The 9,585-nt window shown below is 67.1% G+C and carries 7 protein-coding genes; 6 read left to right on the forward strand and 1 reads right to left on the reverse strand.

The window, feature by feature from the left end; genetic code table 11:
- Positions 1-12 precede the first annotated feature (12 nt).
- A complete protein-coding gene (locus tag P2L57_RS02790; protein WP_275807513.1) occupies positions 13-207 on the reverse strand; it encodes a hypothetical protein in 195 nt (64 codons plus the stop codon).
- Positions 208-595: 388 nt separating this feature from the next.
- On the opposite strand from P2L57_RS02790, the gene P2L57_RS02795 reads away from it, so the two are divergent.
- The 6 genes from P2L57_RS02795 to P2L57_RS02820 all read left to right on the forward strand — a co-directional run bounded on the left by P2L57_RS02795 (position 596) and on the right by P2L57_RS02820 (position 9,479).
- Positions 596-2,704 (forward strand): S9 family peptidase, encoded by a 2,109-nt coding sequence (locus P2L57_RS02795; protein WP_275807516.1) that lies wholly within the window; start codon positions 596-598, stop codon positions 2,702-2,704.
- A 471-nt stretch (positions 2,705-3,175) separates the two neighbouring features.
- Entirely contained in the window at positions 3,176-4,201 is a 1,026-nt protein-coding gene (locus P2L57_RS02800) for an ABC transporter permease (RefSeq protein WP_275807519.1), read from the forward strand.
- An 82-nt stretch (positions 4,202-4,283) separates the two neighbouring features.
- A complete protein-coding gene (locus tag P2L57_RS02805) occupies positions 4,284-6,047 on the forward strand; it encodes an ABC transporter substrate-binding protein (protein ID WP_275807523.1) in 1,764 nt (587 codons plus the stop codon).
- A gap of 140 nt (positions 6,048-6,187) precedes the next feature.
- A complete protein-coding gene (locus tag P2L57_RS02810; protein ID WP_275807526.1) occupies positions 6,188-7,165 on the forward strand; it encodes an ABC transporter permease in 978 nt (325 codons plus the stop codon).
- Between the two features lie 64 nt (positions 7,166-7,229).
- Positions 7,230-8,309 (forward strand): ABC transporter ATP-binding protein, encoded by a 1,080-nt coding sequence (locus P2L57_RS02815; RefSeq protein ID WP_275807529.1) that lies wholly within the window; start codon positions 7,230-7,232, stop codon positions 8,307-8,309.
- 36 nt (positions 8,310-8,345) lie between these two features.
- Entirely contained in the window at positions 8,346-9,479 is a 1,134-nt protein-coding gene (locus P2L57_RS02820) for an ABC transporter ATP-binding protein (protein ID WP_372515585.1), read from the forward strand.
- Positions 9,480-9,585 lie beyond the last annotated feature (106 nt).

Genomic DNA, 9,585 nt, shown 5'->3' on the forward strand with positions numbered 1-9,585 from the left:
GGCCTGAGCCGATCAGAACTTGAAGTTGCCAATCATGCTCGCCACGTTCGTGGTCAACTGCCGGATGGTCGGGGCCACCGAGGAGCTGGCGAGGAAGAACCCGAGCAGTACGCAGACGAGCGCGTGCAGGCCCTTCAGACCGGACTTGTTGACCAGCAGGACCACGATGATCAGCAGCAGCAGCACCGCCGAAATCGAGAGTGCCACAGCGGCTCACCTCCAGGTACGCACCGACGGGACCTTGCCAACCGGGTATTACAACCTACGGCGACTGATCATAACTTTCCGTGAGTCCGCATACCTCGGTGCACAGAAGCACGTGGGGGCGCACGCTTGTGCGCACCTTCGGTGCGAGCGTCGTTCTCCTGGCTCGGCGACCCCGGTCTGCCTGGGTTGATGGCGTTTCGCCCGCAACCCCGGTGCTGCGCAGGCGGATTGGTGCCGTCACGGCGAGGGTTCCATCACCGTTGCGATGTGTTCGGGCTGGTGTTCAGGGAAGTGCCTCACCCTCCAACCGGCCACCACCTGCCACAGGCTGACGGTGACGGATGACCGGGAGGACAAAACCCCCAAACGCACCGGCTAGCGTCAGCGCATGAGCTTCCCCAAACAACACGCCAGAACCCAGCGCTTCACGCTGGGCGCCCCCCGCACCTTCTCCCCTTCACCTGACGGCGAGCGCGTCGCCTTCCTGCGTTCACCGTCCGGCACCGAGCGGACCAATCTGCTGTGGGTACTCGACACCGCCAGCGGCGAGTCGCGGATCGCCGCGGATCCGCGGGCCCTGCTCGCCGGGGCAGAAGAGGAGTTGAGCCCCGAGGAGCGCGCGCGGCGCGAGCGCAGTCGGGAGGGGTCGGCCGGAATCGTCGGCTACGCGGTGGACCGGGCCGTCGAGTTGGCCGCGTTCGCCCTCTCCGGGCGGCTGTTCGTCGCCGAGTTGCGCGCCGGCACCACCCGCGAACTCCTCGTCCCGGGACCGGTGGTCGACCCCCGCCCCTCCCCCGACGGCCGCCTTCTCGCCTACGTCGCACACAACGCCCTGCGGATCGTCGGCGCGGACGGCACCCACGACCGTGCGGTCGCGGAGCCGTCGGGCGCGGATCACAGCTGGGGGCTCGCGGAGTTCATCGCCGCCGAGGAGATGGGACGTACCCGCGGCTTCTGGTGGTCGCCCGACGGCGACCGGCTGCTGGTCGCGCACGTCGACACCTCGCCGGTGCTGCGGTGGTGGATCGCTGACCCGGCGCAGCCGTCCCGCCCCCCGGCCGAGGTCGGCTATCCGGCCGCCGGTACCCCGAACGCCGCGGTCACGCTGGCGTTGATCGGGCTCGACGGTTCCCGTACCGAGGTGACCTGGGACCGTGAGCGCTACCCGTACCTGGCCCATGTGCACTGGTCCGCGGCCGGTCCACCACTGCTGCTGGCGCAGTCCCGCGACCAGCGCACACAGGTGTATCTGACGGTGGACCCGGCGACGGGTGAGACCACGACCGTGCTGAGCGAGACGGATCCGGTATGGCTGGAGCTCTTCACCGGTGCTCCGGCGTGGAGTTCGGAGGGCGCGCTGGTCCGGATCGCCGACCAGGCGGACGCCCGGGTGCTCATGGTGGCGGACCGGGCGCTGAGCGATGCGCGGTTGCACGTACGGGCCGTACTGGACGTGAGTGAGGACGACATCCTGGTGTCGGCTTCCGCCGGAGCGGGGGCGGCCGACCCGGAGATCGGCCAGGTGCATGTCTACCGGATCGGCGACGACGGGCCGCGGCGGCTGTCGCGGCCACCGGGTGTGCATTCGGCGGTGCGGGGCGGCCCGTTGACCGTTGTGTCCTCGGCGGCCATGGAGCGTCCCGGCGCGCTGGTGCGGGTGCTGCGGGACGGCGAGGAGATCGCCCGGATCGCGTCGTACGCGGAGCAGCCGGTTCTGACGGCGCGGCCGACGCTGGTCGAGGCGGGCGACCGCCGCATCCCGGCCGCCGTGGTGCTGCCGACCGGGTACCGCGCGTCGGACGGCCCGCTTCCGGTGCTGATGGATCCGTACGGCGGTCCGCACGGTCAGCGGGTGGTCGCCGCTCACAACCCGCATCTGACCTCGCAGTGGTTCGCCGACCAGGGCTTCGCGGTGATCGTCGCGGACGGCCGTGGCACGCCGGGCCGCTCACCGGAGTGGGAGAAGTCGATCGCCGGTGACTTCGCGGGGGCGACGCTGGACGACCAGATCGACGCACTGCGGGCGCTGGCCGCCACCCACCCGCTGGACCTGGGCCGGGTCGGCATCCGCGGCTGGTCGTACGGCGGCTATCTGGCGGCGCTCGCGGTGCTGCGCCGTCCCGATGTGTTCCACGCGGGCGTCGCGGGTGCGCCGGTCACCGACTGGCGGCTGTACGACACCCACTACACCGAACGCTACCTGGGGCACCCGGCCGAGTCTCCGCAGGTTTACGACGCCAACTCGCTTGTTACGGAAGGCGGTTTGTCGGCACCAGCGGAACCGGTGAGGCCATTGATGATCATTCACGGTCTGGCCGATGACAACGTAGTCGCCGCACATACCCTGCGGTTTTCCTCGGCGCTGCTGGCCGCGGGCCGCCCACATGAAGTGCTGCCCTTGTCCGGCGTGACGCACATGACCCCGCAGGAGCAGGTGGCGGAGAACTTGCTGCTGCTCCAGGTGGACTTCCTCAGGAAGTCTTTGGGCATGGCGTAACAACCGGCGAGGAATGGTTCAGGAGCCCTCCCGGGAATTCCGAACATTAGGACACCACTGGTGGTGGTGTCACTACCCGTAACGAAATTCTTCGGCGGCCTCGCGATGACCGCGGACCGACCAGGACACGGACGATCGACCGGGGCATAAGTGATCACCCCGGTCGATCTACGACACCCGCACGGCCGTACGTTGTTCAACGTGGAGCGTCCGTATATCGGTGATGCGACAGTCAAGTTGCCGGAATGTTAAGTCAGTTGGTGCCCGTTTAGGCGTGTTCGCGCCAATGAATTGATCATTGTCAAGCACGCGTGCGCAGCAATCCGCAAAATCTTCGCTCAAGAAGCTGAAGAACGTCACTTTCCCAGGGTTCTCCCTCTTGACTCCGCGATGAATCCATTGCGAAAGTCCGCACAACCCGCGGCATTCACTCAAAGCCGCGTCGACCCACTGCGCGGGGATGGAAGCCCAATGACCAGTCCTACTCAGGCAGCGACGGAGCCGGAGCCCGTTCCTGAGGACGCCACAGCGAGCAGTTCCGGTTCCAAGATCGCCCCGGAACTCATAGGGCGCTCCCCCAGGCAACTGGCCTGGCTCCGTTTCAAACGGGACCGGACCGGCATCATCTGCGCCGTCATCGTCGGTGTCTTCATTCTGATCGCGATCTTCGCGCCGGTGATCACCATGGTCACCGGCAAGGACCCCTACAAGCTCTACGGGCAGGACGACAACCTGCTCAACTCCTACGGGTACCCGCTCAAGCCCAACGGCGGCATCGACGGCACCCACTGGTTCGGCATCGAGCCCGGCCTGGGCCGGGACATCTTCGCACTGCTGGTGTACGGCATCCGCACCTCGTTGGGTATCGCGCTGTGCGTGACGATCCTGTCCGTCGTGGTGGGCGTGGCCTTCGGCCTGATCCAGGGGTACACCAGCGGCCGGACCGACTACTTCCTGGGTCGGTTCTCCGACCTGATGATGTCCTTCCCCCAGCAGTTGTTCTTCATCGCCTTCACCCCGGTCATCGCGGCGCTGTTCGTCAAACCCGGCAGCCAGGAGTCGACGACCATCCGCTTCATGGCCCTGGTACTGGTCCAGTTCGTACTGGGTTGGATGAGCCTGGGGCGTCTGGTGCGGGCTCAGGTGCTGAGCCTGCGCGAGCGCGAGTACATCGAGGCGGCCAAGCTCAGCGGCGCGTCGTCATGGCGCATCATCCGCAAGGAGCTGCTGCCCAACGTCTGGAGCACCATCCTGGTCCAGTCGACCCTGCTGCTCCCGATCAACGTCACCGCGGAGGCGGGGCTTTCGTACCTCGGCGTCGGCATGCAGAACCCGACGCCGGACTGGGGCCTGATGTTCCAGAGCGCGGCGCAGTACTACCAGTCCGACATCACCTACATGTTCTTCCCGGGCATCGCGATGGCCGTGTTCGTCATCGCCTTCAACCTGCTCGGGGACTCGGTCCGGGACGCTCTCGATCCCAAGACCATCCGTTGAGTGTCCAAGGTCGCCGCAGCCGGGTCCCGGCAGGCCGACTTCCAGGCAGTCGCAGATCAGTGACAGGCAGGAATCCATGAGAATGCGTAAGAGTCATTACGCCGCGATGCTGGCGGTGGGCGCGCTGAGCCTGAGCGCATGCAGCAGCGGGGGTGGCGGCGGTGGCGCCGGCGGTACGGCCGACGTCGCGAAGCCCACCGTCCAGCAGATCACGCTGGGCACCGCAGCCGACTCGCAGGGCCCGGCACCGGCGGTCGACGGGGCGAAGAAGGGCGGCACGGTCAACGACCTGGAGCAGTCCGACTTCAACCACCTCGACCCGGGCCAGCTCTACGTCAGCAACCAGCAGGCGATCGCCCCGCTGTACAGCCGTACGCTGACCAACTACAAGGTCGACCCGAAGTCCGGCAAGACCACCCTGGTCGGCGACCTGGCCACCGACACCGGTGAGGCGTCGGCGGACAAGAAGACCTGGACGTACCACCTCAAGGACGGCCTCAAGTACGAGGACGGCTCCGCGATCACGTCCCAGGACATCAAGTACGGCATCGAGCGGCTCTACGCGGACTTCGAGACCGAGGGCCCGATCTACGTCCAGACCTGGCTGTCCGGCACCGACTACCGCAAGGCCTACCAGGGCCCGTACAGCGGCAAGGACCTGCCGGATTCGGTGATCTCCACTCCGGACGACAAGACCATCGTCTTCCACTTCCAGGCCCCGCACGCGGACACCCCGTACGCGATGCAGATGCCGAACATCTCGCCGATCCCGAAGGCCAAGGACACCAAGCAGAAGTACGACCTGCACCCGGTCTCCACCGGTCCGTACAAGATCGAGACCTACAACCCGGGCAAGTCGCTGGTCCTCGCCCGCAACACCAACTGGGACCCGAAGACCGACCCGATCCGGGACGCCTACCCGGACAAGTGGAACTTCGAGATCAGCATCCCCGACCCGGGTCTGACCCAGCGCCTGATGGCCGAGTCCGGTCAGGACAAGTACTCCCTCACGCTCTCCCAGTCCGCCAACCCGACGCAGATGGCGACGATCCTCGGCGACCCGAAGTACAAGTCCCGTACGGTCAACCAGTACCAGCCGTTCGTCGACGTGCTCAGCATCAACACCTCGCGGGTCAAGGACGCGCGGGTGCGGCAGGCCATCGAGTACGCCTTCCCGATGAAGCAGATCCAGCAGACCCTGGGCGGCGAGGCGCAGGGCGAGATCGGCACCAACCTGATGAGCCCGACCATCGGCGGCTACAAGTCGTACGACCCGTTCGACAAGGTGACCCACCCCAACGGCGACCCGGAGAAGGCCAAGGCGCTGCTGAAGGAGGCCGGGGTCTCCAACCTGAAGCTGACCCTCGCCTTCGCCAACAACGAGAAGTGGCAGAACTTCGCCACCACGCTGAAGAACGGCCTCGCCAAGGCGGGCATCGACCTGCAGCTCCAGGCGCTCGACCTGACCTCGTACTACACGCTGGTCGGCAAGGTGAACAACCCGTACGACCTGTACCGCACCGGATGGGGCGCGGACTGGTCCAACGGCTCCACCGTGCTCCCGCCGACCGAGGACGGCCGACAGGTCGCCGACGGTCTGCCCAACTACTCGCACCTGAACGACTCGCACGTCAACTCCGAGATCGACCGCATCAACGCGATCACCGACCTGAAGCAGCAGCAGGCCGCGTGGGAGCAGCTGTCGGAGTACATCGTCAAGAACGACGTCCCGTCCATCCCGTACTTCTACGACAAGTTCTTCCAGATCTACGGTGACGGCCTCGGTGGCGTGACCTACAACCAGAACATCGGCGTGATCAACGCCAACACCGTGTACGTGAAGTAGGAACCGCACCAGCCCGGTTCGCGAGCCGGTCCCGCCCCGTCCAGGCGGGACCGGCCGCGGACCGGCCGGGTCGGTCCGGAACCACTTCCCCCTGACCGTGCCGCCGACGCCGACGGCGCCCCCTACGGAAGATCCCGACCATGCTCCGCTTTCTCGTACGCCGGGCGCTCGGCGCCATCGTCATCCTCGTTCTGATCAGCGCCGTCACCTACTTCCTCTTCTTCGCGCTGCCGGCCGACCCGGCACTGCTGTCCTGCGGCAAGAACTGCGGTCCGCAGGAGGTCGCGCTCATCCACCACAACCTCGGGCTCGACCAACCGATCCCGGTGCAGTACTGGCACTACATGGTGGGCCTGTTCGTCGGCCGGGACATGCCGATAGGCCACTGCGACGCCCCCTGCTTCGGCTTCTCGTTCGCCAACCAGCAGCCGGTGTGGGACATCATCAAGGACCGCTACCCCGACACCCTGACGCTCGCCATCATGGGCGCCGCCATCTTCCTGACCATCGGCGTCGGGCTCGGTCTGATCTCGGCGGCCAAGCAGGGCAAGCTGTTCGACAAGATCGCCAGCGGTGTCTCGCTGACCGGCCAGTCGGTGCAGATCTACTTCATCGGCCCGCTCGCCATCTACGTACTGGCCGACCAGCTGGGCTGGCTGGACCACGGCCATGACGTGGACTGGGCGCACAACCCGGTCGGCTCCATCACCGGCATGCTCCTGCCCGCGCTCGTCATGTCCGTCATCTTCTGGTCCAACTACAGCCGCCAGACCAGGTCGTTGATGGTCGAGCAGCTGTCCGAGGAGCACGTCCGCACCGCCCGGGCCAAGGGCATGAGCTCCCGCTATGTGTTCTTCCGCTATGCGCTGCGCGGCGCGATGGGCCCGATCGTCACCATCTTCGGCATCGACCTGGGCTCGGTGTTCGGCGGGGCGATCATCACCGAGACCACGTTCGGCCTGCACGGCATCGGACAGCTGGCGGTCCAGGCGGTGCTGCAGACCGATCTGCCGCTGGAGATGGGCGTCATGCTGTTCGGCGCCACCGCCATCGTGATCTTCAACGTCCTGATCGACGCCTCCTACGCCTTCATCGACCCGCGGGTCCGGCTCGCATGAGCGCCGCGAACCCCGCCGCCGACGCCGCCCCGCCCCCCGCACCGCTTCCGAGGAGACCCCTCACATGACCACCCTCACCAGGCCCGAAGGGCAGGCATCGTCCCAGGACGCGGGCGCTCCGTTCCTCTCCGTGCGGGATCTGTACGTCCAGTTCGCCACCGAGGACGGAACCGTCAAGGCGGTGGACGGTCTCTCCTTCGACCTGGAGCGCGGCAGGACGCTCGGCATCGTCGGCGAGTCCGGATCGGGCAAGTCCGTCACCAACCTCGCCGTACTCGGACTGCACAACCCGCGCAACACCACCATCAGTGGTGAAATCGTGCTGGACGGCCAGGAGTTGACCGGGGCCTCAAGCAGGACGCTGGAGAAGCTGCGCGGCAACAAGATGGCGATGATCTTCCAGGACTCGCTGACCGCCCTCTCCCCGTACTACACCGTCGGACGGCAGATCTCCGAGCCGTTCCGCAAGCACACCGGGGCGAGCAAGAAGGAGGGGCGGGACCGGGCGATCGAGATGCTGCGCAAGGTCGGCATCCCACAGCCGCAGACCCGGGTGGACGACTACCCGCACCAGTTCTCCGGCGGTATGCGGCAGCGCGCGATGATCGCGCTCGCGCTGGTCTGCGACCCGGAGCTGCTGATCGCCGACGAGCCGACCACCGCGCTCGACGTGACGGTGCAGGCGCAGATCCTCGACCTGCTCAAGGACCTGCAGCAGGAGACCGGTACCGCGATCATCTTCATCACCCACGACCTGGGCGTGGTGGCCAACGTCTGCGACGACGTACTGGTGATGTACGCCGGGCGGTGCGTGGAGCGGGGCAGCGTCCGGGAGATCCTCAAGACTCCGCAGCACCCCTACGCCTGGGGGCTGTTGAGCTCCATCCCGCGGTTGTCCGCCTCGGTGGACGTGCCGTTGCAACCGATCAAGGGCACACCGCCGAGTCTGCTCAACCCGCCGTCCGGCTGCCCGTTCCATCCGCGCTGCGCGTTCCGTGACCAGGTGGGCGGTACCCGTTGTCAGGACGAGCGTCCGCCGCTCGCGCTGGAGCATGGCAGGGGTTCCGCCTGCCACCTCCCGGCCGAGCAGAAGCAGTCCATCTTCGCCGAGCGGATCCAGCCGTTGCTGGGCCAAGCAGGCTGATCAGGAGCCGAGGAAAGACTGATGAGCGACCCCACAATGTCCCGGGCGGCGACCCCCGGACCCCCGAGCCCGACGACCCTGGAGAAGCCCGCCGCCGAACCGCGCGCCGGTGAAGCACTGCTGGAGGTGTCCGGGGTCACCAAGCACTTCCCGGTACTGGACGGCTTCCTGTTCAAGCGGCAGGTCGGTGCCGTCCAGGCGGTGGACGGGGTGGACTTCCACGTCCGGGCCGGTGAGGCACTCGGTCTGGTCGGCGAGTCGGGGTGCGGCAAGTCCACCACCGGGCGGTTGGTCACCCGGCTGCTGGAGCCGACCAGCGGCAGGATCACCTACCGCGGCCAGGACATCACCCACGCCAACCGCAAGCAGCTCGCGCCGATCCGCTCCGAGATCCAGATGATCTTCCAGGATCCGTACGCGTCGCTCAACCCGCGGCAGACCGTCGGCAACATCATCTCCGGTCCGATGGAGATCAACGGGATCAATCCGACCGGTGGCCGGGAGAAGCGGGTCCGCGAGCTGCTGGAGACCGTGGGCCTCAACCCCGAGCACTACAACCGCTTTCCGCACGAGTTCTCCGGCGGTCAGCGGCAACGCATCGGAGTGGCCAGGGCGTTGGCGCTGGAGCCCAAGCTGATCGTCGCCGACGAACCGGTCTCCGCACTCGATGTGTCCATCCAGGCCCAGGTGGTCAACCTACTGCAGGACCTGCAGAACGAGCTGGGCATCGCGTTCTTGTTCATCGCCCATGACCTGGCCATCGTGCGGCACTTCTCGCAGCGGGTCGCGGTGATGTACCTGGGCAAGATCGTGGAGATCGGCGACCGTACGGACATCTACGAGGGACCGCGTCACCCCTACACCCATGCGCTGCTGTCCGCCGCGCCCGAGGCCGACCCCGATGACGACAGCCGGGAACGGATCCGGCTCGCCGGTGACGTGCCGTCGCCGATCAACCCGCCGTCCGGCTGCCGGTTCCGCACCCGGTGCTGGAAGGCGCAGGAGAAGTGCGCTTCCGAGGAACCGCCCCTGGTCCGTGTCCGGGGCAACAGGGAAGGACACCTGACGGCGTGCCACTTCCCGGAGGAGCCGACGATCACGGCGCGGGAAGAGGACGTGATCCTCGACCCCGCACTGGCCGCGATCGAGGAGGCGACTGACGCCCATTGACCCGAGTTCAGTGGCCTCCGCTCGGACCCACCGCCCGCGTCCGTACACCCCGGCTCCGCCTACGGACGCGGGCCGGTGGTTTGCCTCGGGCCCGGCTGGGCCTGGC

Origin of the sequence: Streptantibioticus ferralitis (assembly GCF_029223525.1) — a bacterium.
In the GTDB taxonomy this organism is placed as follows: Bacteria; Actinomycetota; Actinomycetes; order Streptomycetales; family Streptomycetaceae; genus Streptantibioticus_A; species Streptantibioticus_A ferralitis.